The sequence below is a fragment of the Dokdonia genika genome, assembly GCF_042652845.1.
Classification (GTDB): Bacteria; Bacteroidota; Bacteroidia; order Flavobacteriales; family Flavobacteriaceae; genus Dokdonia; species Dokdonia donghaensis.
This window is the reverse complement of record NZ_JBHSHB010000008.1, coordinates 78,924-103,839: the sequence shown is the minus strand read 5'-3', so window position 1 is coordinate 103,839 and position 24,916 is coordinate 78,924. Positions and strand designations below refer to the sequence as shown.

The following is a 24,916-nucleotide window of genomic DNA, read 5'->3' as shown; positions in this document are numbered from 1 at the left end:
CACAAAATATCCTGACGGGATAATAGAGTATCAATTTTCTAAACGAACTTTAGAAGGCTCCTTTACTACATATAGTATATATAATGAATCGCCAATCTTTGGTATCTCATTTAAATAAGTAGAATTTTGATATGTTTCGAATTTCACAATTGCAGATAGTGTATCTGTGTTTACAACATATTGCAAATTCAAATTGTAATAGTCATAAGCTGCGGAGCCCCATCCTGAAGCATTTAAATCTCGATGTTGAACTACATCTAATACCTTAGCTTTAGTTCGTTGAGAATTTTTTAAAAAATAATTGATGTTATAGTTATCTACACCCCATATTATAAATCCCAAAATAAAAAGAAATAGAAAAAGCACATAAATACTTTTCAAAGTAATCCTACTTGATTCCATTTTATGCTTTAATTCTTTTTCGTGCAGCTCAGCATTTTCTCTTGCTCTTTTGCGACTTGATGAATAAGGAAATTTATTATTTTCTTTATCAAATAACATACATCGTTTATTACATTCAAAAATATCTTTGACTATCGAAAAGATTATTAAAAGAATCAACTCCTATTTTGAGACTAATCATCTGAAATCAAAATGGAACCCCGTCATCTTCTTCTTCACTAGGTAGTCCTGGTGCTGGGCCGCCAAAGGCGTCATCTGCACTAGGTAGCGCATTAGGATTAAAGGTATCATCATTTGCAGCGGCGTTCATACTACTTGCAAACTCATACGGTGTTGTAAAGTCGTCTAGGTTATCAAATTTACCTAGGTGACCAATAAACTTAAGACGGATGTTATCTAGACCCCCGTTACGGTGTTTAGCCACGATAAACTCTCCTTGACCTTCTGTCGGGCTGCGCTCCTCATCATCCCACTCCTCTATTTTATAATATTCTGGACGGTAAATAAACGATACAATATCTGCATCCTGCTCGATCGCTCCAGATTCACGCAGGTCAGACAGTAGTGGTCGTTTACTACCACCACGCGTCTCTACCGCACGCGATAGCTGCGATAGTGCGATTACAGGTACACTAAGTTCTTTTGCAAGTGCCTTAAGGTTACGAGAAATCATCGAGATCTCCTGCTCACGGTTACCACCGCCTTTATTTGCAGATCCTCCCGTCATAAGCTGGAGGTAATCTATCATTATGATTTTAATACCAAACTGTGATGCTAGACGTCTCGCCTTTGCTCGTAAGTCAAAAATAGAAAGCGACGGTGTGTCATCTATAAATAGTGGTGCTTTCTCAAGGCTCTTTACCTTTACGTTAAGCTGTTCCCACTCGTGCTTTTCTAGTTTACCAGTACGTAACTTCTCAGAAGACAATCCCGTCTCAGACGAGATCAAACGTGTGATGAGCTGTACAGAAGACATCTCCAGGGAGAAGAAGGCTACAGGCACATTCTGATCTACCGCCATATTACGAGCCATCGTAAGGGTCATAGCCGTTTTACCCATACCTGGACGAGCCGCCACGATAATTAAATCTGATGGTTGCCATCCTGAGGTAAGCTCATCTACCTTATGAAAACCAGTAGGTATACCCGAGAGTCCCTCTTGGTTTGCAATTTCTTCAATCTTCTTTTTGGCTTGTATTACGAGACTCTGCGCACTTTCTGAACTACGCTTTACATTACCCTGTGTTACCTCGTATAACTTAGTCTCGGCAGTGTCTAGTAGGTCAAAAACATCTGTGGTCTCATCATATGCTTCTTCTATAATCTCGTTTGAGATTTTAATAAGTGATCGCTGTATAAACTTCTGTAAGATGATACGTGCGTGGTACTCAATGTGTGCAGAAGAGGCTACTTTTTGAGTAAGTTGTATAAGGTAATAATCACCTCCAGCCGCTTCTAGCTTTGCCATTTTCTTGAGCTGCTCAGATACGGTTAATAAGTCTACTGGCTGCCCTTCTTCAAAGAGCACGCGTATCGCCTCAAAGATGTGTTTATGCTGTTCTTTATAAAAAACCTCTGGTGATAAGATATCTATAACCTCATCTACACCCTTCTTATCAATCATAAGCGCACCCAGCACAACTACCTCAAGATCAAGTGCTTGTGGTGGTATTTTTCCTTTCTCAAGGCTAATTACCTGACCCTTAGAAGTATTATATGCTGGTTTTGGCTTGATTTGTTCCATAGCTACGAATGTAAAAAAATAGTTATGCGAGTTACGCTTTCGCGAAAGCGTAGTACTCACAGGTCATTAACAATGCAACTGTTAATAACTTGAAAATATTGTTAATAAGGGTAAAAAAATCCGCACTTACAAAGTGCGGATTATGGCATCAAGTGAAAAAGGTCTTGTTAGCCCTTGAAGACTCCCATTTGAGAATACTTTTCCATACGCTGATCTACTAATTCTGTTGGTGATAAGTTCTTAAATTCATCAAATGCTTTCAGAATTGAATCTTTTACTTTAAGGAAAGTCTCAGGACGATTTGCGTGAGCACCACCTAGTGGTTCTTTTACGATCTCATCTATGATTTTTTGCTTTTTCATATCTTTTGCAGTAAGCTTAAGCGCCTCTGCAGCTTGCTCTTTAAACTCCCAGCTTCTCCATAATATAGAAGAACAAGACTCTGGAGATATTACAGAGTACCACGTATTTTCTAGCATTAATACTTTATCTCCTACACCTATACCTAAGGCTCCACCACTTGCTCCTTCACCTATAATCACAACGATGATAGGCACTTTAAGGCGTGTCATCTCTAAGATGTTACGAGCAATTGCTTCTCCTTGACCACGCTCTTCGGCTTCAAGACCTGGGTATGCTCCTGGTGTGTCTATAATAGATACTACAGGTACTCCAAATTTTTCGGCGCTTTTCATAAGGCGTAATGCCTTGCGATATCCTTCTGGGTTTGCCATACCAAAGTTACGGTACTGGCGTGTTTTTGTGTTATAACCTTTTTGCTGCCCTATAAACATAAACGACTGGTCGTCTATTTTACCTAGGCCACCTATCATCGCCTTGTCATCTTTTACATTACGATCTCCGTGTAGCTCTAAGAAAGTGTCTCCACAGATGGCGTTTATGTAATCTAATGTATAAGGACGGTTAGGGTGTCTAGACAGCTGGACACGTTGCCAGGCTGTAAGGTTTTTATAAATATCTTTTTTGGTAGCAGCTAGTTTTTTCTCTATTTGCTTGCAAGTCTGGGTTACATCAACATCGCTTTCTTGCCCTATTAAGGCACATTTCTCCAGTTGTTCTTCAAGCTCTTTAATGGGTAATTCGAAATCTAAATATTCCATCTTCAGGGTTTTATGGTGCTATACAGCACTATATATTCGGTTAGGATTAGTCTACAAATATAATGGTTTTCTTAAGAGACTCAAGCCTCTTTAACAGCCTTGAATTTTTTAGTGTTTTTTAAGATACCATTTGCGATTACCACGGCCAGAATAACTATGGCTCCGTAGTAAAACTCTGTACTCATTTGTTCTGCATCTCCCAGCACTATAAAGGCTAGTAAGATACCATAAACAGGCTCTAGGTTTATAGTAAGCATTATAGTGTATGGACTCAAATGCTTCATCACAGCTACGGCAGCTATAAATGCGTAAGCCGTGCATACAGAGGCTAGTATGCCTATGTAGACCCAGTCCATCGTAGGGAGATTAAAAAACTCCATAGAAAAAAAAGTAGCTGGCTGTGCTATGACAAAATATAAAGTGATGCAAGCTGTACCTATAAGTAACTCATAAAATGAGATCTTAGTAGGATTATGATTTTCAATAAACTTCCCATTTATCAAGGTAAATACAGCAGATAAAAAAGCAGACAGTAAGGCTAGTAATATCCCTGTACGATATGCTGTCTCAACCTCAAAAATCATATATAAAGCAGCTATTACAATTCCTCCAAAGAGAAGCTCATACCAGATTAATTTTCGTTTATAAAAAATAGGTTCAAGCAAGGCTGTAAAGAAGGCCCCAGTACTCATCATAGCCAGTGTTATAGATACATTAGACGCCTTTATTGCTCCAAAAAAGGTAAGCCAGTGTATGGCAATGACCAGACCTGCAATAGCGAAACCCAGTAACGCTTTTCGCGAAAGCGCAAGAGAGATACCGCGCACTTTTATATAGATAAATATAAATAAACTGGCGAGCCCCATTCTAAACCATACAAGTGGCACTGCATCTATAGTGATAAGCGCGCCAAGTACGGCTGTAAAGCCCCAGATAAAAACTATGAGATGAAAATGTAAATAGGCTTTGAGTCTATCGTTTTGCATTTTGGAGGAGGTATGCTGCAAGTATTGCAAATAGAATATTAGGCGTCCAGACTGCTACCAGCGGCGGAAAGTCTGACTGCTCTGCTAGTGTTCCGAAAACTTTATCAAAAAATATAAATACAAAGGCTAACACAATACCAAAAGCGAGGTTGATACCCATACCTCCACGACGCTTCATTGCACTTACGGCTACTGCTATAATTGTGAGTATGTATGCGGCTACAGGTAGACTATAACGTTTTTGTAACGTTACCTCATAACGGCTTATGTATGAAGACCCTCTTGCCTTCTCTTTTGCTATAAATTCTCTAAGCTCTGGTGTGTTAAGTGTTTCTGCTATGTACTCAACTGGGGTTAGATCATCTATGTCAAACGCAAAGGAGGTGTCTATTTTTGCTTGTTTTATAAGCACATCACCATCTTCTCCTATAATGCGTTTTTTAAAACCGTAAAGTGTATAGGTAGTATCCTCTTCATTAAATCTTATTTGAGTCGCACTCATCTTATAGGTCATTTTATTACCTTCAAAATGCTCCCAAGTAAAATTACGACCACGTTTTGTGCGCGGGTTAAAGCTACTCGCGTAGATATAATCACCAGCATCTATCTGCCTATAAACGTCTCTAGTGTCTCTATCGTTTTTTTTCTTTTTGAGATACTCAAAGATAAACTCATTGTAGCCCTTATTTGCTCGCGGTGCTAGGTAGGTTCCCATTACAAAAGCTCCTGCACACACTACTGTGGCACCTATAAGATAAGGACGTAAGAAGCGTGTAAAAGATACCCCACTACTTAAAAAGGCTATCACCTCAGTATTGTTTGCCAGCTTAGAGGTAAACCATATCACCGAGAGAAATAAGAATAAAGGAAATAACAGATTTGCAAAGTAGATTGTAAAATTAAGGTAGTACAAGGCTACTTCTCCAAAGGGTACCTCGTTTGCCAGAATTTTATCAATCTTTTCGGCAAGGTTTACAATAATCCCTATAGGTATAAATAGTACAAGCATCGTGACAAATGTCCCGATGTAACGCTTTACGATATACCAATCTAATATTTTCAATTATAAACGATTATCCATTTGTTTAACCATTTTCTCTTTCCAAGTTGAGAAATCTCCAGCTAAAATATGCTTTCTTGCCTCACGCACGAGCCACATATAAAATCCTAGATTATGTATAGTAGCAATTTGCATACCTAATAACTCGTGACACTTAAACAAGTGACGTAAGTAAGCCTTACTATACTCTGTATCTACCCAAGTAATACCCATCTCATCTATAGGAGAAAAATCGTCTTCCCATTTGAGATTTTTAATATTAATACTACCGTGAGCGGTAAATAACATACCGTTACGTGCATTACGGGTAGGCATCACACAGTCAAACATATCTACACCTAAGGCAATATTCTCTAAAATATTTATAGGTGTACCCACACCCATAAGGTATCTAGGTTTTTCTTCAGGTAAGATAGCTGTTACAACCTCTGTCATACCATACATCTCCTCTGCTGGCTCTCCTACAGATAGACCACCTATGGCATTTCCAAAAGCACCAGCATTTGCAATATACTCTGCAGACTGTGCACGTAAATCTTTATACGTACTTCCCTGTACTATAGGGAAGAGTGCTTGCTCGTGACCATATAATGCAGGTATTTTATTAAAATGATTAATACAGCGATCTAGCCATCTATGAGTCATATGCATAGAGCGTTTTGCATACCTATAATCACAAGGATATGGTGTACACTCATCAAACGCCATCATAATATCTGCCCCTATCTGGCGCTGTATTTCCATCACATTTTCTGGAGTAAAAAGGTGCATAGACCCATCTACGTGTGACTTAAAACGCACTCCTTCTTCCTTAATTTTACGTCTATTAGAAAGCGAGTATACTTGATACCCTCCACTATCTGTAAGGATAGGGCGATCCCAGTTCATAAATTTATGTAATCCCCCTGCGCGCTGTAAGATATCCATTTTGGGACGTAGGTAAAGGTGATAGGTATTACCTAGTATAATATCTGGATTTATATCTTCTCTCAACTCGCGCTGGTGCACCCCTTTTACCGAAGCAACGGTACCAACAGGCATAAAAATAGGTGTCTCAATAACACCGTGATCTGTAGTAAGTTTTCCCGCTCTCGCTTTTGAAGCAGGATCTGTAGTAAGTAAGTCAAATTGCATAAGGCGCAAAGATAGTTTTAAACGAGTAAATACACGCACTTGAGCAATAGTTAAAATGGCAAGTTATGCCAGTGACCAAAACAGCGTAATGACGTACCAAATACTAAAACCTACTAAGGCTATAATACTCACAATACTCAACACCCGCATACCCAGAGATAATCTATACGCCTCCGGAATCTCTTTATCTCTAAAAGCAAGGTAATTACAGATTGCATAAAACGGAGCCGTGAGAAAAGAAAGAATTGTAGCCAGTTTTACTAAGACCCCCATCTCACTAATTAAGAAAAATAAGATAACGCAAGTACCCAATATGAGTACAAAAAGCCAGAAAAGATACCCTTTCTTTTTAAACCCAATACCGAGCAATCTAGTGGTTGCTTCTAGCGCTCTAGGCGAGGCGTCTAGCGTAGTAAGTGTGGTGCTAAACATAGTTGTAAAGGCCGCTATGCCTATAAGTACGGTTGCCCAAGTACCCAGACTTGCCGTGTACATATTAATAAGCTGGCCGGCAAAAATGCCTCCTTTTGATGAAAATGTCTCGCCACTACCATACATCACAAGAGCTCCTAGCGTCATAAAACAAACACCCAGCACCACAGCACCTGCATACCCCACATTAAAATCAAAAATAGAATTACGCACTGCTTCCTCACCTTTATCTCTTTTTTCAAGTGTCCATAGCGAGTGCCATATAGAGATGTCCAGCGGCGCCGGCATCCACCCCATAAAGGCGATTAAAAAAGCAATTGCCGCACCATCTGTAGGAAGTAGTTGGATTAAATCTGTCGTGGTGCCAGTACCTTGATTTGTTACGCTTTCGCGAAAAGCGAAAAAAACCGCAAACAGTGTACTTATAGTTAGTGTAATGATGATAACCTTCATTAGTTTATCCAAGATTCTATACTTCCCTATTGCTAAAATAGCAGCACATAATAGCGTAATTGCTACACTCCAAACCGCAATATCATTAGAAATACCAAATAACTGGACCGCTATACCAGCCGTGACAATCGTTACAGCCGTCTGTATGGTAAACATTGTGCCTAGGGTTAAAAAAAAATATACCCACAACACTGGTTTACCGAGCTTATAATATCCATCAAGCAAACTTTTACCAGTAACAGATGCATAACGAGGCCCCATCTGAAAGAAAGGATATTTAATAATATTAACTAGAAAAAGAGCCCATAGTAGGCCAAAACCAAAATCTGCACCTGCCCTTGTGCTTTGCACAAGGTGAGATACACCTATGGCCGCACCAGCAAATAGTAAACCGGGGCCCAGCTTTTTAAAAGGAACAGCTTTCAATGCCCAGTTTTTTTTATAATATCTGCAAGTAGCCTCCTTGCACGTAGTAGCTTCACTTTTACATTACTCATAGGTTCGTCTAGATACTCTGCCATTTCTTTATAACTCATCTCTTGAAAATAACGTAAATTAATCATCTCCTGATAATGAGGCTTGAGCATCTTCACAAAACTTAAAAGTTGTGCTAGGTTTTGCTCTTTAATGAGTACATCTTCTGGCGAGGGATTAAGGTCTGCAACTTTGTAAACCCGTTCTTGGTCACTATCAGAAATTCTAGAGCGTATTGAGGACTCTTTCTTTCTAAGAATGTCAATTTGAATATTTTTAGAAATAGCAATAAGCCAAGTAGCAAATTTATATTCCTCCTTAAAAGTATCTATTTTTGAAAATGCTTTTGAAAATGTCTGTATTGTTATATCCTCTGCATCATACGCATTTCTTGTACGCTTGAGCTGGAAGCCATACACTTCACTCCAGAAGGAGTTGAGCAAGAAGTTAAAAGCACTTTGCTCTCCAGCTTTTGCTCTTTTAATTTCAAGTTGAATTTTTTCTGGAGTTACTTCCACTTAGTGGGCTTTGAGATAAGGTTACTTATAAAGATACTTAATTGCACGCATACAAGTACCATCTCAAATATAGGATAAAAATAAGCCACGTCTTTCTCTCTTAGTTTTCTAGCACTAAAACCTATTGCAAGCCAGGCCGCAAAATATCGTGCTCCTATAACTGCAAGAACGAACTCCCACTTGTACATTGTAGCAAGTACTGCTATACCTACCATAAAAAATAACAACTGGCTCACGTAAAAAAGACTCAATAAAAATTTCTCCAGAAACTTGTAATGACTAGCCGTAGTTATGTGCCTACGCTTTTGAGTAATCCAGGCATCAAAAGAGGTTTTAGGTGTACTTATTGTAAAAGATTCTGGATGGTATTGTAACGCTGTATTCTTTCTAGTACTTGCTTGATTTACAAACAGATCGTCATCTCCACTTTTAATCTTCATATGGCTTATAAACCCTTTTTGCTCATAAAATATAGCTGCAGTATACGCAAGATTGCGCCCTACACCCATATAAGGTCTACCGGCTTTTGCATAAGTAAAGTACTGTATGGCGGTCATTAGAGTTTCAAAACGAATGAGTTTATTTATAAATGACCCCTTTATTTTTTGATATGCTCCGTACCCTAGTACGATCTCTTTTTTAGCTACAAAAGAGCCTGCCATATGTCTAAGCCACAGTGGTGAGGCAGGCACACAGTCTGCATCTATAAATATCATATGTGCATAACTAGCTCGTTTTATGCCTAGAGTGAGCGCATATTTTTTATTACCCCAGAAGGCTTCGTTATTGACCACATTAACTTGGTGTACATTTTTATGCGCAAGAGCATAGGCCTCCATTACCTCTTCTGTATCGTCACTTGAGGCGTCGTTAATGAGTATAATTTCAAATTCTGGATAATCTTGTTCAAGAATGAACGAGACATTCTTTTGTAAATTTTGCGATTCATTTTTTGCGCAAATAATAACAGAAACTGGTGGTAATGATTTATTTGGTTTTTGAGACGCTTTCGCGAAAGCGAACAACCAGTAGAAAACATAAAAAGCCACGTTTACAAACGTGACTCCTATTAAAGTATAAAATAGTGCGGGATAAAATTGTTCCAATAGCTGAAAGGCTTACTTATCTCCAGAACAATCACCCATTTCTTCGGGCATTTTACCACACATACCGCAAGGCTCTCCACTCTTATTAAGAAATGGACTCTGGCTGGCACACGTACCTGCAAATTTGCCGTCTTTTTTTGCCCAGATTTTTATCGCAATGCCTGCTACCGATAGTGCTAGAAGGACTAATGTTATCAAGAGTAATTCCATACAATTATTTTGTACAAAGATACAGAAACCTTGTAGCACCTAAAAGTTTTTTACGGGAAGGTATTTACTGTTCTTGGTCAAACTTAATGGTAGCAACCTCATTTGCCTTAGTAGCTTCTTTACTACCTCCCTTAGGCTCTATCGTGACATTTATACTTGCCATACGCTCCTCGTAAGGAATTTCCACAAGGTTATCTTTTGTGACTTTTAAGATGTCTAGAGGTACAAGTTTACCATCTACAGAGGCCCACATCTGGTACACCTGCTCATCTGGAAGCTCTGGTAGTGTATTTACGTGTACATAAGATCTTTTTTCTAGCTCATTAATATAAGCTACAGCCTCTAGTCTATTTGCTCTATTATTACCTTTAAGAATGTACTTTTGAGTAGCAGTGTTATTAAGTATCATAAACTGCTCCTCTACAGATTGTAACATTTGCCTGTTTGAAACAATGTCATCATTAAGATTTTCTAGCAAGTTTGAAGTAAACTTTCTGTCTTCAAGAAGTTCTTGATTTTGATTATAAATCATTATTGCGACAAGTCCAAAAAGAGTTGCTATAGTACAAGCTGCAATAGCCAGAAGTGGCAGCGCACGTTTAGGCTTTGCCTTAGTTTGTTTTAAAATCTTTGCACGTAAATCTTTAGGCACATCTACAGCATAAGATGCTGCATAGTTTTCTAAATTTTCTTGCAACTCATTATAAGTAGTTTTTACCTCAGGAAACTTTGCCACAAAGTACTCAACCTCTTGAGACTCCATAGGTGAAGTTGTACCCATAAGGTAACGCTCCAACAAATCGCTTTCTAAAAATTGTGACACTCTATCACTCATAACACACTTATCATCAAAAATAAAACTCCAAATAATTTACGCAGTTCCCTCAAGCCTATTTTTAATCTTGACTTTACGGTTCCCAGCGGGATGTTTAACTCATCACTTGCTTCTTGCTGGGTCATACCCTGAAAAAACAACGCATCTATCACCACACGATACTTATCTTCTAGCCCATCTGTATGCTCTTGTAAATCCATATGTTCTATAGCCAGTGATGTAGACTGTAAATGATATACGTTAGAATCGTCTGTTTGGACTTCTTTATTTATTTTTCTTTTACGGCTACGCACTTTGTCTATAGCCGTATTCTGGACCACCCTAAAAAGCCACGTAAATAGACGCGCTTTGTCTGCATCATACTTATGTGCGTTTTTCCAGATTTTTACAAAAGATTCTTGAAGTACATCTTGTGCAAGCTCCTCATCGTGTGTCACTTTTATAGCCACACCATAGAGCGCAGGCGCATAATGGTCATATAATAACCCTATGGCTCGCTCGTCTCCGGTTTTAAGAAGATCTACAATATGCTTCTCAACAAATGTCTTCAAATAGCGTAGTTTTTATGAATTAACGAAAATTTAGCAATACACTTTCATCCAATGGGCAAAGTTAGTACGTACATTTTACATAGAAAAAGATTCTATCATAAACTCACCAAGCCTCACTTTAGTATGCAAATCACAAAAAATCTCTCGCTACTTATAATCATCTTATTATCAACCACTAGCTATGCACAGTCTGACATAATAGACCTTACCGTGACCTCAAAAGACCACACAACACTCGTAACCGCCCTAAAAGCGGCAGGGCTCGTGTCAACACTTAAAGCAGATGGACCATACACCATATTTGCCCCTACTAATGAAGCCTTTGATAAACTACCTCCAAAACAACTGGCAAACCTTCTCACCCCAGAAAACAAAGCAACACTCGCATCTATTATATCATATCACGTAATAGCTGGATCACTAACTGAGACAGAAATAATAAATAAAATAAAATCAGAAAATGGCAGTTTTACATTACAGACAGTAAATGGCAAGCAGCTCGTGGCTACTCTAAAGGAGAATAGTATAGTAATCACAGATACAGCGGGTAACACTTCGCTTCTCACTAAAACCAGTATCAATGGAAAAAACGGCATCATACACGTGGTAGATACAGTGCTAACACCTAGCAACTAAAATTTAGTTTAGTTGGAGGCCTCACGCGAGTGGGGCTTTTTTTACGCTTTCGCGAAAGCGTAATTATATCACATTCACCTCTGGAACAATCTTTATCCCAAACTTCTCCTCTACTGCCGCTTGTACTTTCATCGCTACTTTCCACACTTCTTGACCCGTAGCATTACCGTGATTTACGAGTACTAGAGCCTGCCTATCGTGTATACCAGCATCGCCAAAACGCTTCCCCTTAAAGCCTGCTTGCTCGATAAGCCACCCAGCGGGCACCTTAATCTGCTCATTGCCTATGGGATAAAAAGGGATTTCTGTATGCACTTTTCTAAGTTGAGTAAACTGCGTTTGTGAGATCACTGGGTTCTTAAAGAAGGAACCGCTATTGCCTATTTTCTTAGGATCTGGAAGCTTAGACTGCCTGATGGCTATAACAGCATCTGACACATCTTTTAATGTAGGTGCTGTGATTTCTTTCGCTTTAAGCGTGTCAAAAATAGCACCGTAGTCAGTATTTATATTATGATTGCTCTTTGTGAGTTTAAAGGTGACAGAGGTAATGACGTAGGCATCTTTAAGCTCATTTTTAAATACCGAATCACGATAGCCAAAAGCACAATCTTCTAGCGTAAACACCCTCACCTCTTGAGTGTCTCTACGCACAGCCTCACACTCATAAAAAGTATCTTTGAGCTCTACACCGTAGGCACCTATATTTTGCACTGGTGATGTACCTACATTACCAGGGATAAGCGATAGGTTTTCTACACCTCCCAGGTTATGTGCTACACAATAGAGTACAAACTCGTGCCAGTTTTCGCCACCAGCAACTTTGAGAAGCACTTCATTTTTTGAAAACGAATCATCTATAAGTGATATCCCTTTAATGTCTAGATGTATCACAAGTCTATTTACATCTTGTGTGAGTAACATATTACTCCCTCCGCCTATAACAAAAGGATCAGGATATCTAGCATCTCCCAGCAACTCTTGCAATTGCTGTACAGAAGAAACGCTCGCAAAAAAGCGAGCGTTTACATCTATACCAAAGGTATTGTATGCCTTAAGCGATACGTTTTCTTGTACTGTCATTAATCTTGGTATTGTTCTAAGGCAGCTTTAAGAATAGTAACTGCTTCTTTAAGATGGTTTTCTTCTAGCACATAGGCAATTCTCACTTGATTAAGACCTACATTATCACTGCTGTAAAAACCTGCTGCTGGTGCAACCATAATGGTTTTTCCATCTAGATCATAAGACTCTAGCAACCACTGTGCAAAGGCATCTGCATTTTTTATAGGTAACTCTGCAATACAGTAAAAGGCACCTTTAGGTTTTGCTACTTTTACTCCTGGTATCGCTTCTAGCCCTGCAACAAGTGTATTTCTTCTTGATACATACTCTTCTATTACATCGTCAAAGTATGATTGAGGTGTGTCTAATGCCGCCTCAGATGCGATTTGTGCAAATGTAGGGGGACTTAAACGTGCTTGTGCAAACTTCATCGCTGTACTCATAAGTTCTTTGTTGCGACTTACAATACACCCTATACGTGCGCCACACATTGAGAAACGTTTTGACACAGAGTCTATCATAATAGCGTAATCATCTATATCACGTTGCTTCATCACTGAGTGATGCTTGTGACCGTCGTAAGCAAACTCACGATATACCTCATCTGCAATGAGGAATAGGTCGTGCTTCTTTACAAGCTCTGCAAGCTGGCGTATCTCATCTTCTGAGTATAAATATCCAGTAGGGTTACCCGGATTACAGATAACGATAGCCTTTGTTTTATCTGAGATTAACTTCTCAAAGTCTGATATAGGGGGCAAAGCAAATCCCTCTTCTAGTGTAGATATCACAGGCACAACCTTAACACCACTCGCCGTTGCAAACCCATTGTAGTTTGCATAAAAAGGCTCAGGTATTATAATCTCATCTCCTGGGTCTGTAACAGATCCCATTGCAAACAATAAGGCTTCAGATCCTCCGGTAGAAATGATAATATCTTCAGACGAGACATCTATACCGTGGTTGCTATAATAGCTAGCTAGCTTATCTCTGTAAGACTGAAATCCTGCACTGTGACTATATGCTAAAACTTCAAGGGCATTATTTTTTACAGCATCTAGCGCTACTTGTGGCGTCTTGATATCTGGCTGGCCGATGTTAAGTTGGTGAATTTTTATTCCTCTAGCCTTTGCTCCTTCAGCAAAAGGTACGAGTTTACGTATAGGCGATTGAGGCATTGCGAGCCCCTTCTTTGATATTGCTGGCATTAAGTATTTTTTTATACAAAAATGAGGAAATTATTGTGGTTTTTAAAACTAGAAGGTGGGTATTTTGCTTTCGCGAAAGCGCACAAAAAAAGACCGCTATAAAACGGTCTTTAGTTATTACTTTGTATAAAGTGATGTTATTCTCCAGCTTCTGGCTTTACGACACCTTTGATCTTTAAACTGTAAGGCACTTCAGAGGCATTAGAATATACCGTTATGGTTTTTCTAATAGGCCCAGGGCGCTTTGTGTCATACTTTACTTCTATCTCACCTTTTTCTCCTGGCTGAATAGGACTTTCAGGTTTTTTAGGTATTGTACAACCGCAAGTAGAATATACTCTTGCTACGATAAGTACGTCATCTCCTGTATTTGTAAATGTAAATTTACGTACACCGTCACCACCATATTCTACCTCGCCATAGTCTACTACGTCTGAGTCAAAAGTTATAGCAGCCTTCTTTTCTTGTGCTTGTACACTTACTGCTAGCATTGTAGCAACAAATAAAAACATTAATTTTTTCATAATTTTTAATATTTGAGGGAATCCAAATGTAGTCACAAAATACCTGCCTGCCAAAAAATGATATTAACATTAACAAGTGACAATAACTTACATCTGCACCAAAAATAGCACGTAGACTATATATTAATCCTACTGTTATCCCTACTTTTGCCATCTATAAGACAATAATCAGACCAAACTATGAGCATAGCGTCAAAATATGATTCTACACAGGTAGAAGATAAGTGGTACAGCTACTGGATGGAGCATAATTATTTCCATTCTACACCAGATGATAGAGAACCATACACCATTGTAATCCCACCTCCTAACGTGACTGGTGTCTTACATATGGGACATATGCTTAACAACACGATACAAGACGTATTAATACGTCGTGCAAGATTACTAGGTAAAAATGCGTGCTGGGTACCTGGTACAGACCACGCATCTATTGCTACAGAGGCAAAGGTAGTTGCAAGACTTAAAGAGCAAGGCATCAAAAAATCTGACCTTACTCGTGAGGAATTTCTCGCCCACGCCTGGGAGTGGAAAGAAGAATATGGTGGCGTTATACTTGACCAACTTAAAAAACTAGGAGCCTCTTGCGACTGGGATCGCACAGCCTTTACTATGGACCCAGCAATGTCTGAGTCTGTGATAAAAACATTTGTAGATCTTTATAATAAAGGATTAATATATCGCGGTTACCGTATGGTAAACTGGGATCCAGAAGCAAAAACAACACTCTCTGACGAGGAGGTAATACACGAAGAGCGACAAGGTTTACTCTATTACATAAACTATAAACTAGAAGGATCTGAGGAGTTATTAACAATAGCAACTACAAGACCTGAGACTATTTTTGGCGATACAGCGATTTGTATTAACCCAAATGACGAGCGCTTCACACATCTTAAAGGAAAGAAAGCTATTGTACCTATAAGTGGTCGCGTGATTCCTATTATAGAAGATGAGTATGTAGATCTTGAGTTTGGTACAGGTTGCCTTAAGGTAACACCAGCACACGATGAGAATGATAAGATGCTGGGTGACAAGCATAAGCTAGAAGTAATAGACATCTTTAATGATGACGCTTCTCTTAACAGTTTTGGGCTTCACTATGAAGGTCAAGATCGTTTTGTAGTGCGCAAGGCTATAAAAAAAGAACTTGAAGAACTAGGTGCTCTGGTAAAGACAGAAAACCACATTAATAAAGTAGGAACATCTGAGCGTACAAAGGCAGTAATAGAGCCTAGACTATCAGACCAGTGGTTCCTTAAAATGGAAGAGCTTGTTAAGCCTGCCATAAAAGCCGTACTTGAGACTGGAGATGTAAAGTTATTTCCTAAGAAGTTTGAAAACACCTACCGTCACTGGATGGAGAACATACGTGACTGGAACATCTCTCGCCAGCTATGGTGGGGACAGCAAATTCCTGCTTACTTCTATGGAGAAGGAAAGGAAGATTTTGTAGTTGCCGAATCTATTGAGGATGCTGTTACGCTTTCGCGAAAGCGTACCGGAAACGATTCCCTCACTGCCAAAGATTTACGTCAAGACGAAGATGCTATGGACACTTGGTTCAGCTCTTGGTTATGGCCTATGAGTGTTTTTGACGGAGTGCGCAATCCAGACAACGAGGAGTTTAACTACTACTACCCTACTAATGATCTTGTGACGGGACCAGATATTTTATTTTTCTGGGTAGCGCGTATGATCATAGCAGGATATGAGTACACAGATAAAAGACCTTTCCAAAATGTTTACCTCACAGGTTTAGTACGTGACAAGCAGCGTCGCAAGATGTCAAAGTCACTAGGTAACTCACCAGATGCGCTAGAACTTATTAAAGAATACGGAGCAGATGGTGTGCGTGTAGGACTATTATTAAGTAGTGCTGCCGGTAACGACCTTATGTTTGACGAAGATCTTCTTAAACAAGGAAAAGGATTTATCAAGAAAAACTTGAGCGCCTTTAGCCTCATACAAGGATGGGAGATAGACGAGACTATCCCACAACCAGCACATAGCGCGCAAGGTATTGAGTGGTATACAAACCGTTTTAATCAAACACTTCTAGAAATAGAAGATCACTTCTCAAAGTACCGTATCTCAGACGCGCTTATGGCGAGTTATAAAGTGGTATGGAACGACTTCTGCGGGTGGTTACTAGAGATTATAAAACCAGCATACCAGCAACCTATAGATCGTAAGACCTACGATGCGATAATTGCAGCTTTTGAAAATAACCTACGTATACTACACCCATTTATTCCATTTGCATCTGAAGAGATCTGGCAGACTATCGCTACGCGTACTCCAGAAGAGGCTTTGATTATCAATAAATGGCCAGAAGGTGGTGCGGTAAATGAAAAAATCATTGCAGATTTTGATTATGCCTCACAAGTGATTTCGGGTATACGAACTATTAGAAAAAGTAAAAACATCGCTTTTAAAGACGATATAGAAGTGCACGTTCTAAGCAATGAAGAAGTTTCTAGTGATTACAATAGTATTATCTCAAAACTAGGTAATGTGAGTGAGATCGCTTTCGCGAAAGCGCCACTAGACGGAGCACTATCTTTTAGAGTAAAATCTAATGAGTACTTCATACCTCTTGCGGGAGCTATTGATGTAGAAGCCGAAGTTGCAAAAATCGAGGAAGAACTTAAATACACAAAAGGATTCTTAATGTCGGTTTCAAAAAAGCTATCTAATGAGCGTTTTGTAAGCAACGCACCAGAGAAAGTAGTTGCTATCGAAAAACAGAAGATGGCAGATGCCGAAGCAAAAATAGAAGCGCTAGAAAAGCGACTGGCTAGTTTGTCTTAATAGACTCATATATTGCACAAAAAAGGCGTCTAAAATTATTTAGACGCCTTTTTTATTTATGTTATTTTTTCTAGCTAGAGGTGCTTCTTTGCAGCTTCTACATAAGCCTCCATTGCCTCATCTTCCGTCATACTCTTTACCTGAAGTAGCGCGTTGATTTTAAAAGCACTCACAAGCTCGTGCTCACCTTCATTATGACTAAAAGTGTTCTTTTGCGTAGCTTGTTTGTAAAGCGCATAAAACTGCAACAATACATCTGGCGGAAATTCTTGAGAAGAATTACTCACCTTACGGAAGGCATCTTCAAACTCCTTATGAAGTACCTTCTTATCCATTATATTGATGCTATTACCGATTGCGCTCCTTTTACTACTTGATTAAGCTCTACATCTAATTTTGTCCCGACAGGTAAATATAGATCTACACGAGAGCCAAAACGTATAAACCCACTATCTTCACCTTGCTGTACCATTTGCCCTTCTTCTGCATAATTAATAATACGCTTTGCTAGCGCACCAGCAATCTGACGATAAAGAACATCACCAAATTTTTCTGTACTTACCACTACGGTGGTACGTTCATTTTCTGTACTAGATTTAGGGTGCCAGGCTACTAGGTATTTACCTGGGTGGTATTTACTATATGCAATCTTTCCTCCAGATGGATATCGTGTTACGTGCACATTAAGCGGCGACATAAACACAGAGACTTGAAGACGTTTATCCTTGAAGTATTCTGCTTCATACACCTCTTCTATTACAACCACCTTACCATCTACTGGTGATGTGATTACATTAGAATCTAAAGGCGCTGTACGATCTGGGTTCCTAAAAAACTGAAGTATAAGATATAACAATACTCCGAGCACTAAAGCCACTAAATAGAACAACCAGTTTTTCTCAAGAAACTTATTTGCAAGCAAGATAAGGCCTGTAAAAATCACTAATGCTATTACAATAATCTTATATCCTTCTTTATGGAACATAGTCAAGTACAATTAAAAATAAGTATAAAAATGGTGCTGCAAATATGATGCTGTCTAACCTATCATATAGTCCTCCGTGGCCAGGCATAATACGACCACTATCCTTTACTCCAGCCTGACGCTTAAGCTGTGATTGTATCAAATCTCCTAAGGTTCCAAAAATTGAGGTTACCAAGGCGATAGTAATCCATAACTTAAGACTAAGCAAGTCTGTAAAATAATAAAATAGTACACTGGCAAGACAACAAAAAACAAGTCCACCTATAAATCCTTCTATTGTTTTTTTAGGTGAAATGCGCTCTAACAATTTGTGCTTACCGATACTCTTGCCCACTATAAATGCAAAGGTATCGTTTATCCAGATCAATGCAAAAACGCTTGCCACAAGAAGTGACGTATATTCTCCTCTGTATGAGGGCAATAAGATTGTAAACACAACACCTCCAACAATATAAAAAATAGTGTAGGCGTATTTTTGTGATACTGTAATATAACGTTCTGATGGACGTATTAAATTTTTAATGAGATATAAATTAACTGTTATCGTGAGCGCCAAGAAAATAAGTGTCGCAAGTCTATCTAGTTTAAAATAACAAAATACCGCCACGCACGTGAACAGAAAAATATAAGGTAAGAAAGACTTGATACCTACAAGTTTTAAAAACTCATATAATACTACAACACCAAGCCCTAAAAAGACAAGAAGATAGGTAGTCTCTAATGAGAATATAGCTAAGAGTAACAGGGTAACGTAAAGCAGCCCTGAGAGTGCACGGATTAATACTTCACGCATACTAAAGATCTTCTAGCAAGAGTAGATATACATTTTTTGTACTACTACCATAGGTCATAAAATTCTTATCGTTTTCTTTACTCTGAAAGTTTTTGATAGTCGTAATATTAGTAGGAATACTACCTGCATTTCTATTTTTTATAAGTCTTAAACCCTCACCTATAGTATTTACAATCTGGCTTGTGGTTCCGAAAACGATTACATCCTTTGGAAAATCGTGCAATTTAAGCTCTTTGAGTTGCTTTGAACAAACGAGTAGTGAACCATCGTTTGCAACGAGACTCTCGCAAGTAGTCAAGAAGAATGAAGCATCTCGATTTGTCCCAAAATCTAGATTATACCCAGTAAAGGCTTTTTTTAAATTATCATCTGTGCAAAACACACTGCTCTCGTACCAATCGTTTTCTAAAAGAATATTGTCAAAATTATCATTAATCTCCTCTCTGTTAAGCGCATATAGAAATCTCCCTCCGTTAAGAATAAAGTTTTTTGTGAATCGCTCATCTGCAGGTGTGTCTATGTCTGGCATATACTTACTGCGAGCTTCACCTTCTTTATTCTGACGGGGGTTGTCAACGTTTGATGTGCTTCCGAAGATTTTTCTAAATAGACTCATCTATAGGTTTTCTCAACTCTTTTGGTGTAATAGTCAAATATAAAAAATCTTGACTGAACCTTTGGCGCAATCAAGACTTTTTGACATTTCTAATTTAAGAATGTATCTAACTCCTTAAACTACAGGTTTTGCTTCGTCTTCAATTTTCCCGAAAGGGCGCTCTCCAAAAATATCTTGAAGATTATCTTTAAAGATTACTTCCTTTTCAAGTAATAACTCTGCAAGTTGAGTAAGCTTATCCTTTTCTTTTGTGAGTAAATCTATAGCGCGTTGATATTGCTCCTCAATAATGTTTGAGATTTCTTTATCAATCACCTCTGCTGTTTGCTCACTATATGGTTTTGTAAATCCATTATCAGATTGCCCAGTTGAGTCGTAATAAGTAAGGTTACCTACTTTATCATTAAGACCGTAAACTGTTACCATCATTCTAGCTTGCTTAGTAACTTTTTCAAGATCACTAAGAGCTCCTGTTGATATTTTATTAAAAATCACCTTCTCTGCTGCACGACCTCCTAAAGCTGCACACATCTCATCAAGCATTTGCTCTGGACGTACGATTAAGCGCTCTTCTGGAAGGTACCAAGCCGCACCAAGTGATTGCCCTCTTGGAACTATTGTAACTTTTACAAGTGGTGCTGCGTGCTCAAGCATCCAGCTCACTGTAGCGTGTCCAGCCTCGTGAAAAGCAATAGCACGTTTCTCATCTGGAGTGATTATTTTATTTTTCTTCTCAAGACCACCTACAATACGATCTACCGCATCTAAGAAATCTTGTTTACCTACTGCCTTCTTGCTTTTACGAGCAGCAATAAGTGCTGCCTCGTTACACATATTTGCAATATCTGCACCAGAGAAACCTGGTGTTTGTTTTGCAAGAAAATCTACATCAAGCTCTTCATCTACCTTTTTGAGTGGACGAAGGTGTACCTCAAAAATTTCTTTACGCTCACGTACATCTGGAAGATCTACATAAATCTGTCTATCAAAACGACCTGCACGCATAAGTGCTTTATCTAGTACATCTGCCCTGTTTGTTGCAGCGAGTACAATCACATTTGTGTTTGTACCAAAACCATCCATCTCAGTAAGAAGCTGGTTAAGTGTGTTCTCACGCTCGTCATTACCTCCAGAGAAATTATTCTTACCACGAGCACGACCTATTGCATCTATCTCATCTATAAAAATAATAGCTGGTGATTTTTCTTTGGCTTGTTTAAAGAGATCACGTACACGTGATGCTCCTACACCCACAAACATCTCTACAAAGTCAGAACCTGATAGTGAGAAAAATGGCACTTTTGCCTCTCCTGCTACTGCTTTTGCGAGCAAGGTCTTACCAGTACCTGGCTGCCCTACAAGCAATGCTCCTTTAGGAATTTTACCCCCTAAGCTCGTATACTTTTCTGGATTTTTTAAGAAATCTACAATCTCTTGTATTTCTTCTTTTGCACCTTCAAGACCTGCTACATCCTTAAATGTAGTTTTGATATCTGTTTTCTCATCAAAGAGTTTTGCCTTAGACTTCCCTATGTTAAAGATTTGACCTCCTGGGCCTCCTCCTCCTCCAGAAGACATACGACGCATAATAAAAATCCATAACCCGATAATTAAGATAAATGGTAAGAAGCTAGCAAGTAAACCCCACATATCTCCCTCAGTCTCATATGACACGCGTGTGTCAAGACTGTTTGCATCTATAATCTCATTTATGTCATTTTCAAAGTTTTGAAGATCACCTATCTCAAAGCGATAGTCTGGCGCTCCAGCTGCTGGCTTAAAAAAACCAGTACCACGACCTTTGTTATGAACTTCTTTAGACTCTGCTTCCTTTGTTAAATAAACCTTTACAGAATTTTTATTTACAATCTCTACGCGTTGCACATCGCCTTCTTGTAGATACTGTTCAAATTGATATAAAGATGTCTTTTTTGCCTCACCTATACCAGTGCTACCTGTAAGCATACTTATAGCAATAAAAATCACTACGATAAGCCCATAAATCCAGTAAGAACTAAACTTAGGTTTATTTGGCGGCGTGCCGCTATTTTTCTTTTCTTCTTTAGCCATTTAATATTTTTTAGTAATTGGATGGGATTGAAGTAATCTTTGCATCTCCCCAGAGGCTTTCTATATCATAAAACTCACGAATGTGTTTTTGAAATACGTGCACAACTACGTTTACGTAATCCATAAGTACCCACTCCTGATTTTCTGTACCCTCTATGTGCCACGCTTTTTCTTGCAGGGCTTTACTTGCCGTTTTTTGTATAGAGCTTACTATTGCCCCTACTTGCGTGTTTGAAGTACCGTCACAAATGATAAAATAATCACAAACCGTATTTTCTATCTCTCTAAGATCTAGTATATCAATATTTTGACCTTTCACATCTTCAATTCCCTCAACAATTTTCGCTATCAATTGATCTGTGTTCTTTTCCTTATTTGCCATTAAATTCTTTAATTTACACAAAGTTATTACAAATTTACATTACTCTGCGGTCTTAACACAAGTTTAGACTAGGTGTTTTCCATATGCGCATAGACAAACTCCATACCATCGACTCAACAAATAGTTACCTCAAACGTATTTCTAAAGAAGAAGATGCGCAAGAAGACATCGTGGTATGGGCGCTTGAGCAAACTGCCGGAAGAGGCCAAATGGGCACTACCTGGAGCGCAGAAAGCGGTAAAAACCTCACCTTCAGCGTTTTTAGAAAAGTAAAACGCATTACAATAAGTGAGCAATTTTATGCACTTATGGCAGCTTCACTTGCTGTAAAAGATGTGCTTTCAAAACTTTTGATTAAAAATGTACGTGTCAAGTGGCCTAACGACATATTGACAGATAACGACAAAATATGCGGCATTCTTATAGAGAGTGTCATAAAAAGAGGAAAACTAGACGCAATGATTCTTGGTGTGGGCCTCAATGTAAATCAAACCGAATGGAAAGACACACCCAGAGCCACTTCTATAAAATCTAGAACCGGCATTCACTTTGAGCTAGAAGAAATCTTATCAATGCTTCTCAAGCAGTTTCACCACTATGTAGATTTACTTTTAAAAGGGCAATTTGAAACTATAAAGAATGACTACGAGCAGCATCTCTTTAAAAAAGACAAACCTGCAACATTTATTGCTTCAGATGGCACACAATTTGTCGGTATTATTAAAGGAGTTTCAGAGACGGGTAAGTTAATTTTACTCCAAGAAGATGAAGTTGTAAATGAGTATGATTTAAAAGAAATACAGTTACTGTATTAGTATTGCGCTTTCGCGAAAGCGTAACACCTCTCATTTCTTTATTTACTATCTTTGTAACGCTTGAAAAAATGCTATGCAAGAAGAACTAACAATTACAAAACCTGAGAGAGTTGCAAAGCCAAAATGGCTGCGAGTAAAACTCCCTACTGGTAAAAAATATACAGATCTACGTAGCCTTGTAGATAAATACAGTCTTAACACCATTTGTACGTCTGGAAGCTGCCCAAATATGGGTGAATGCTGGAGTGAGGGTACTGCTACCTTTATGATTTTAGGTAACGTATGTACACGCTCTTGTGGTTTTTGTGGTGTAAAAACTGGACGTCCAGAACAAGTAGATTGGGAAGAACCAGAAAAGGTAGCTCGATCTATAAAGCTTATGGATATTAAACACGCGGTAATTACATCTGTAGACCGTGATGATATAAAAGATATGGGTACCATAATCTGGGCAGAAACGGTACAGGCTATACGACGTATGAATCCTAACACGACGCTTGAAACCTTAATTCCAGATTTTCAAGGAAGAGAAGACTTACTTGACAGAATTGTACAAGTAGCCCCAGAGGTGGTATCACACAATATGGAGACAGTAAAACGTCTTACACGTGAGGTACGTATACAAGCTAAATATGAGCGTAGCCTAGGCGTATTAAAATATCTCAAAGACAGCGGTATAAAAAGAACTAAGTCTGGTATTATGCTAGGCCTAGGAGAAACCGAAGAAGAGGTTATACAAACCCTAAAAGACTTGCGCGAGGTAAACCTTGACATTGTAACTATAGGTCAATACCTTCAACCTTCAAAAAAGCATCTCCCAGTTAAGCAATTTATTACTCCAGACCAGTTTCAGAAATATGAAAAAATAGGTCTAGAGATGGGATTCCGTCACGTAGAGAGTGGTGCGCTTGTACGCTCTTCATACAAGGCTCAGAAACACCTTACCTAGATTTATGTCGAGACTTAAAATTGCTATAAACGGTTTTGGACGTATAGGAAGAACTGTTTTTAGGCTCATAGAGCAGCATCCCGATATGGAGGTTGTTGCCATAAATGATATTGCAGATGCAAAAACGCTTTCTCACCTCCTTAAGTATGACAGCATACACGGTGTTTTGCACAAGGAAATAAGCGCCGGAGAATCTTCTATAGTAATTAACGATAAGGACATCCCTCTTTATTGTAAAAAAGAAATTTCAGAAATTCCTTGGGGAGATACTGCTCCAGATTTTGTAATCGAAAGCACAGGTAAGTTTAAAACTAAAGACGAGCTTAAAAAACACATCGCTGCTGGTGCAGCTCGTGTTATTTTAAGCGTTCCTCCGGTAGACGAAGACATCCCTATGATCGTTATGGGGGTTAATCACACAGAAATTACTAGTACTGATACTATTATTTCTAACGCTTCTTGTACTACAAATAATGCAGCACCTATGGTGCAAATTATAGATGATTTATGCGGTGTAGAGCAGGCTTATATCACTACAATACACTCTTACACAACAGATCAAAGTTTACACGATCAACCCCATAGAGATTTGAGGAGAGCTCGCGCAGCAGGACAAAGTATTGTACCCACTACTACGGGAGCTGCAAAAGCACTTACGAGTATCTTCCCACATCTATCTGACGTAATAGGTGGTTGTGGTATACGTGTACCTGTACCTAATGGATCACTTACAGATATCACTTTTAATGTAAAAAGAGATACCACTATTAAAGAAATTAATGATGCTATGAAGACAGCGGCAAATGGTAGACTTAATGGTATCTTATCATACACAGAAGACCCTATAGTATCTATAGATATAGTGGGCAACACAAGCTCTTGCACTTTTGACGCTCAAATGACATCTGTAATAGGAAAAATGGTAAAAATTATAGGTTGGTACGATAATGAAATGGGATATTCTAGCAGATTAGTTGACTTAATTCTATACATTTCTACAAAATAATTTATCTTGCACAAAGATTTTAGATAA

General features: G+C 38.7%; 26 protein-coding genes. 5 read left to right on the top strand and 21 right to left on the bottom strand.

Going from position 1 to position 24,916, the window contains the following annotated elements; all coding sequences use genetic code 11:
• Positions 1-30: 30 nt before the first annotated feature.
• The 12 genes from ACFO5T_RS04385 to ACFO5T_RS04330 all read right to left on the bottom strand — a co-directional run bounded on the left by ACFO5T_RS04385 (position 31) and on the right by ACFO5T_RS04330 (position 11,026).
• Complete coding sequence (locus ACFO5T_RS04385; protein WP_380032370.1) at positions 31-501, bottom strand: hypothetical protein; 471 nt, start codon at positions 499-501, stop codon at positions 31-33.
• A gap of 88 nt (positions 502-589) precedes the next feature.
• Entirely contained in the window at positions 590-2,146 is a 1,557-nt protein-coding gene (gene dnaB, locus ACFO5T_RS04380) for a replicative DNA helicase (RefSeq protein WP_380032368.1), read from the bottom strand.
• Positions 2,147-2,313: 167 nt separating this feature from the next.
• Positions 2,314-3,267, bottom strand: a complete 954-nt coding sequence (locus tag ACFO5T_RS04375) for an acetyl-CoA carboxylase carboxyltransferase subunit alpha (protein ID WP_375252055.1) — start codon at positions 3,265-3,267, stop codon at positions 2,314-2,316.
• Positions 3,268-3,347: 80 nt separating this feature from the next.
• On the bottom strand, positions 3,348-4,253 hold the full coding sequence (locus ACFO5T_RS04370; protein ID WP_380032366.1) for a DMT family transporter: 906 nt from the start codon (positions 4,251-4,253) through the stop codon (positions 3,348-3,350).
• Positions 4,240-5,316: an LptF/LptG family permease gene (locus ACFO5T_RS04365; protein WP_380032364.1), complete on the bottom strand. Its 1,077-nt coding sequence runs from the start codon at positions 5,314-5,316 to the stop codon at positions 4,240-4,242. The genes ACFO5T_RS04370 and ACFO5T_RS04365 overlap by 14 nt, the downstream gene beginning before the upstream one ends.
• Positions 5,317-6,447, bottom strand: a complete 1,131-nt coding sequence (gene tgt, locus ACFO5T_RS04360; protein ID WP_021778307.1) for a tRNA guanosine(34) transglycosylase Tgt — start codon at positions 6,445-6,447, stop codon at positions 5,317-5,319.
• 63 nt (positions 6,448-6,510) lie between these two features.
• On the bottom strand, positions 6,511-7,758 hold the full coding sequence (locus ACFO5T_RS04355; protein ID WP_380032361.1) for an Nramp family divalent metal transporter: 1,248 nt from the start codon (positions 7,756-7,758) through the stop codon (positions 6,511-6,513).
• A complete protein-coding gene (locus ACFO5T_RS04350) occupies positions 7,755-8,324 on the bottom strand; it encodes an RNA polymerase sigma factor (protein ID WP_021778305.1) in 570 nt (189 codons plus the stop codon). The genes ACFO5T_RS04355 and ACFO5T_RS04350 overlap by 4 nt, the downstream gene beginning before the upstream one ends.
• Complete coding sequence (locus ACFO5T_RS04345; RefSeq protein ID WP_380032359.1) at positions 8,315-9,430, bottom strand: glycosyltransferase; 1,116 nt, start codon at positions 9,428-9,430, stop codon at positions 8,315-8,317. Before ACFO5T_RS04345 ends, ACFO5T_RS04350 begins: the two co-directional genes overlap by 10 nt.
• A 12-nt stretch (positions 9,431-9,442) precedes the next feature.
• The gene (locus tag ACFO5T_RS04340) at positions 9,443-9,640 is read right to left on the bottom strand and encodes a hypothetical protein (protein ID WP_021778303.1); all 198 of its coding nucleotides are present in this window, start codon (positions 9,638-9,640) and stop codon (positions 9,443-9,445) included.
• A gap of 64 nt (positions 9,641-9,704) precedes the next feature.
• Positions 9,705-10,475: an anti-sigma factor domain-containing protein gene (locus tag ACFO5T_RS04335; protein WP_380032356.1), complete on the bottom strand. Its 771-nt coding sequence runs from the start codon at positions 10,473-10,475 to the stop codon at positions 9,705-9,707.
• On the bottom strand, positions 10,472-11,026 hold the full coding sequence (locus ACFO5T_RS04330) for an RNA polymerase sigma factor (RefSeq protein ID WP_380032354.1): 555 nt from the start codon (positions 11,024-11,026) through the stop codon (positions 10,472-10,474). The genes ACFO5T_RS04335 and ACFO5T_RS04330 overlap by 4 nt, the downstream gene beginning before the upstream one ends.
• Before the next feature lie 123 nt (positions 11,027-11,149).
• Here ACFO5T_RS04330 and ACFO5T_RS04325 point away from each other — a divergent pair, with 123 nt between their 5' ends.
• On the top strand, positions 11,150-11,662 hold the full coding sequence (locus ACFO5T_RS04325) for a fasciclin domain-containing protein (RefSeq protein WP_380032352.1): 513 nt from the start codon (positions 11,150-11,152) through the stop codon (positions 11,660-11,662).
• 63 nt (positions 11,663-11,725) lie between these two features.
• Here the strand turns inward: ACFO5T_RS04325 and murB are convergent, their stop codons facing one another.
• The 3 genes from murB to ACFO5T_RS04310 form a co-directional block, all read right to left on the bottom strand.
• Positions 11,726-12,745, bottom strand: a complete 1,020-nt coding sequence (gene murB, locus ACFO5T_RS04320) for a UDP-N-acetylmuramate dehydrogenase (RefSeq protein ID WP_380032350.1) — start codon at positions 12,743-12,745, stop codon at positions 11,726-11,728.
• Entirely contained in the window at positions 12,745-13,935 is a 1,191-nt protein-coding gene (locus ACFO5T_RS04315; protein WP_380032348.1) for a pyridoxal phosphate-dependent aminotransferase, read from the bottom strand. Before ACFO5T_RS04315 ends, murB begins: the two co-directional genes overlap by 1 nt.
• A 137-nt stretch (positions 13,936-14,072) precedes the next feature.
• Positions 14,073-14,459: a DUF1573 domain-containing protein gene (locus ACFO5T_RS04310; protein WP_380032346.1), complete on the bottom strand. Its 387-nt coding sequence runs from the start codon at positions 14,457-14,459 to the stop codon at positions 14,073-14,075.
• A gap of 180 nt (positions 14,460-14,639) precedes the next feature.
• Between ACFO5T_RS04310 and ACFO5T_RS04305 the strand changes: the two genes are divergently transcribed.
• On the top strand, positions 14,640-17,273 hold the full coding sequence (locus tag ACFO5T_RS04305) for a valine--tRNA ligase (RefSeq protein WP_380032344.1): 2,634 nt from the start codon (positions 14,640-14,642) through the stop codon (positions 17,271-17,273).
• 74 nt (positions 17,274-17,347) lie between these two features.
• On the opposite strand, the gene ACFO5T_RS04300 is transcribed toward ACFO5T_RS04305, so the two are convergent.
• The 6 genes from ACFO5T_RS04300 to rsfS form a co-directional block, all read right to left on the bottom strand.
• Complete coding sequence (locus ACFO5T_RS04300) at positions 17,348-17,608, bottom strand: acyl-CoA-binding protein (protein ID WP_380032342.1); 261 nt, start codon at positions 17,606-17,608, stop codon at positions 17,348-17,350.
• Positions 17,608-18,258 (bottom strand): phosphatidylserine decarboxylase family protein, encoded by a 651-nt coding sequence (locus ACFO5T_RS04295; RefSeq protein ID WP_380032340.1) that lies wholly within the window; start codon positions 18,256-18,258, stop codon positions 17,608-17,610. The genes ACFO5T_RS04300 and ACFO5T_RS04295 overlap by 1 nt, the downstream gene beginning before the upstream one ends.
• Entirely contained in the window at positions 18,248-19,051 is an 804-nt protein-coding gene (locus tag ACFO5T_RS04290; RefSeq protein ID WP_380032338.1) for a phosphatidate cytidylyltransferase, read from the bottom strand. Before ACFO5T_RS04290 ends, ACFO5T_RS04295 begins: the two co-directional genes overlap by 11 nt.
• A 1-nt stretch (position 19,052) precedes the next feature.
• Positions 19,053-19,667 carry an LUD domain-containing protein gene (locus ACFO5T_RS04285; RefSeq protein WP_021778292.1) on the bottom strand — a complete coding sequence of 205 codons (615 nt, stop codon included), beginning with the start codon at positions 19,665-19,667 and terminating at the stop codon, positions 19,053-19,055.
• Positions 19,668-19,781: 114 nt separating this feature from the next.
• Positions 19,782-21,737 carry an ATP-dependent zinc metalloprotease FtsH gene (ftsH, locus tag ACFO5T_RS04280; protein ID WP_380032335.1) on the bottom strand — a complete coding sequence of 652 codons (1,956 nt, stop codon included), beginning with the start codon at positions 21,735-21,737 and terminating at the stop codon, positions 19,782-19,784.
• A 10-nt stretch (positions 21,738-21,747) separates the two neighbouring features.
• Positions 21,748-22,119 carry a ribosome silencing factor gene (gene rsfS, locus ACFO5T_RS04275; RefSeq protein WP_035325363.1) on the bottom strand — a complete coding sequence of 124 codons (372 nt, stop codon included), beginning with the start codon at positions 22,117-22,119 and terminating at the stop codon, positions 21,748-21,750.
• A gap of 83 nt (positions 22,120-22,202) precedes the next feature.
• Here rsfS and ACFO5T_RS04270 point away from each other — a divergent pair, with 83 nt between their 5' ends.
• From ACFO5T_RS04270 to gap, 3 genes are all read left to right on the top strand, one after another.
• Positions 22,203-22,934 (top strand): biotin--[acetyl-CoA-carboxylase] ligase, encoded by a 732-nt coding sequence (locus ACFO5T_RS04270; protein WP_375252068.1) that lies wholly within the window; start codon positions 22,203-22,205, stop codon positions 22,932-22,934.
• A 73-nt stretch (positions 22,935-23,007) separates the two neighbouring features.
• On the top strand, positions 23,008-23,883 hold the full coding sequence (lipA, locus tag ACFO5T_RS04265; protein WP_375252069.1) for a lipoyl synthase: 876 nt from the start codon (positions 23,008-23,010) through the stop codon (positions 23,881-23,883).
• Positions 23,884-23,887: 4 nt separating this feature from the next.
• Complete coding sequence (gene gap, locus ACFO5T_RS04260) at positions 23,888-24,889, top strand: type I glyceraldehyde-3-phosphate dehydrogenase (protein WP_380032331.1); 1,002 nt, start codon at positions 23,888-23,890, stop codon at positions 24,887-24,889.
• Positions 24,890-24,916 lie beyond the last annotated feature (27 nt).

Excerpts from the sequence above, each read along its gene's own strand:
- ACFO5T_RS04385 (WP_380032370.1), bottom strand. The coding sequence starts at position 501 with ATGTTATTTGATAAAGAAAATAATAAATTTCCTTATTCATCAAGTCGC.
- dnaB (WP_380032368.1), bottom strand. The coding sequence starts at position 2,146 with ATGGAACAAATCAAGCCAAAACCAGCATATAATACTTCTAAGGGTCAG.
- ACFO5T_RS04375 (WP_375252055.1), bottom strand. The coding sequence starts at position 3,267 with ATGGAATATTTAGATTTCGAATTACCCATTAAAGAGCTTGAAGAACAA.
- ACFO5T_RS04370 (WP_380032366.1), bottom strand. The coding sequence starts at position 4,253 with ATGCAAAACGATAGACTCAAAGCCTATTTACATTTTCATCTCATAGTT.
- tgt (WP_021778307.1), bottom strand. The coding sequence starts at position 6,447 with ATGCAATTTGACTTACTTACTACAGATCCTGCTTCAAAAGCGAGAGCG.
- ACFO5T_RS04340 (WP_021778303.1), bottom strand. The coding sequence starts at position 9,640 with ATGGAATTACTCTTGATAACATTAGTCCTTCTAGCACTATCGGTAGCA.
- ACFO5T_RS04335 (WP_380032356.1), bottom strand. The coding sequence starts at position 10,475 with ATGAGTGATAGAGTGTCACAATTTTTAGAAAGCGATTTGTTGGAGCGT.
- ACFO5T_RS04325 (WP_380032352.1), top strand. The coding sequence starts at position 11,150 with ATGCAAATCACAAAAAATCTCTCGCTACTTATAATCATCTTATTATCA.
- murB (WP_380032350.1), bottom strand. The coding sequence starts at position 12,745 with ATGACAGTACAAGAAAACGTATCGCTTAAGGCATACAATACCTTTGGT.
- ACFO5T_RS04315 (WP_380032348.1), bottom strand. The coding sequence starts at position 13,935 with ATGCCAGCAATATCAAAGAAGGGGCTCGCAATGCCTCAATCGCCTATA.
- ACFO5T_RS04310 (WP_380032346.1), bottom strand. The coding sequence starts at position 14,459 with ATGAAAAAATTAATGTTTTTATTTGTTGCTACAATGCTAGCAGTAAGT.
- ACFO5T_RS04305 (WP_380032344.1), top strand. The coding sequence starts at position 14,640 with ATGAGCATAGCGTCAAAATATGATTCTACACAGGTAGAAGATAAGTGG.
- ACFO5T_RS04300 (WP_380032342.1), bottom strand. The coding sequence starts at position 17,608 with ATGGATAAGAAGGTACTTCATAAGGAGTTTGAAGATGCCTTCCGTAAG.
- ACFO5T_RS04295 (WP_380032340.1), bottom strand. The coding sequence starts at position 18,258 with ATGTTCCATAAAGAAGGATATAAGATTATTGTAATAGCATTAGTGATT.
- ACFO5T_RS04290 (WP_380032338.1), bottom strand. The coding sequence starts at position 19,051 with ATGCGTGAAGTATTAATCCGTGCACTCTCAGGGCTGCTTTACGTTACC.
- ACFO5T_RS04285 (WP_021778292.1), bottom strand. The coding sequence starts at position 19,667 with ATGAGTCTATTTAGAAAAATCTTCGGAAGCACATCAAACGTTGACAAC.
- ftsH (WP_380032335.1), bottom strand. The coding sequence starts at position 21,737 with ATGGCTAAAGAAGAAAAGAAAAATAGCGGCACGCCGCCAAATAAACCT.
- rsfS (WP_035325363.1), bottom strand. The coding sequence starts at position 22,119 with ATGGCAAATAAGGAAAAGAACACAGATCAATTGATAGCGAAAATTGTT.
- ACFO5T_RS04270 (WP_375252068.1), top strand. The coding sequence starts at position 22,203 with ATGCGCATAGACAAACTCCATACCATCGACTCAACAAATAGTTACCTC.
- lipA (WP_375252069.1), top strand. The coding sequence starts at position 23,008 with ATGCAAGAAGAACTAACAATTACAAAACCTGAGAGAGTTGCAAAGCCA.
- gap (WP_380032331.1), top strand. The coding sequence starts at position 23,888 with ATGTCGAGACTTAAAATTGCTATAAACGGTTTTGGACGTATAGGAAGA.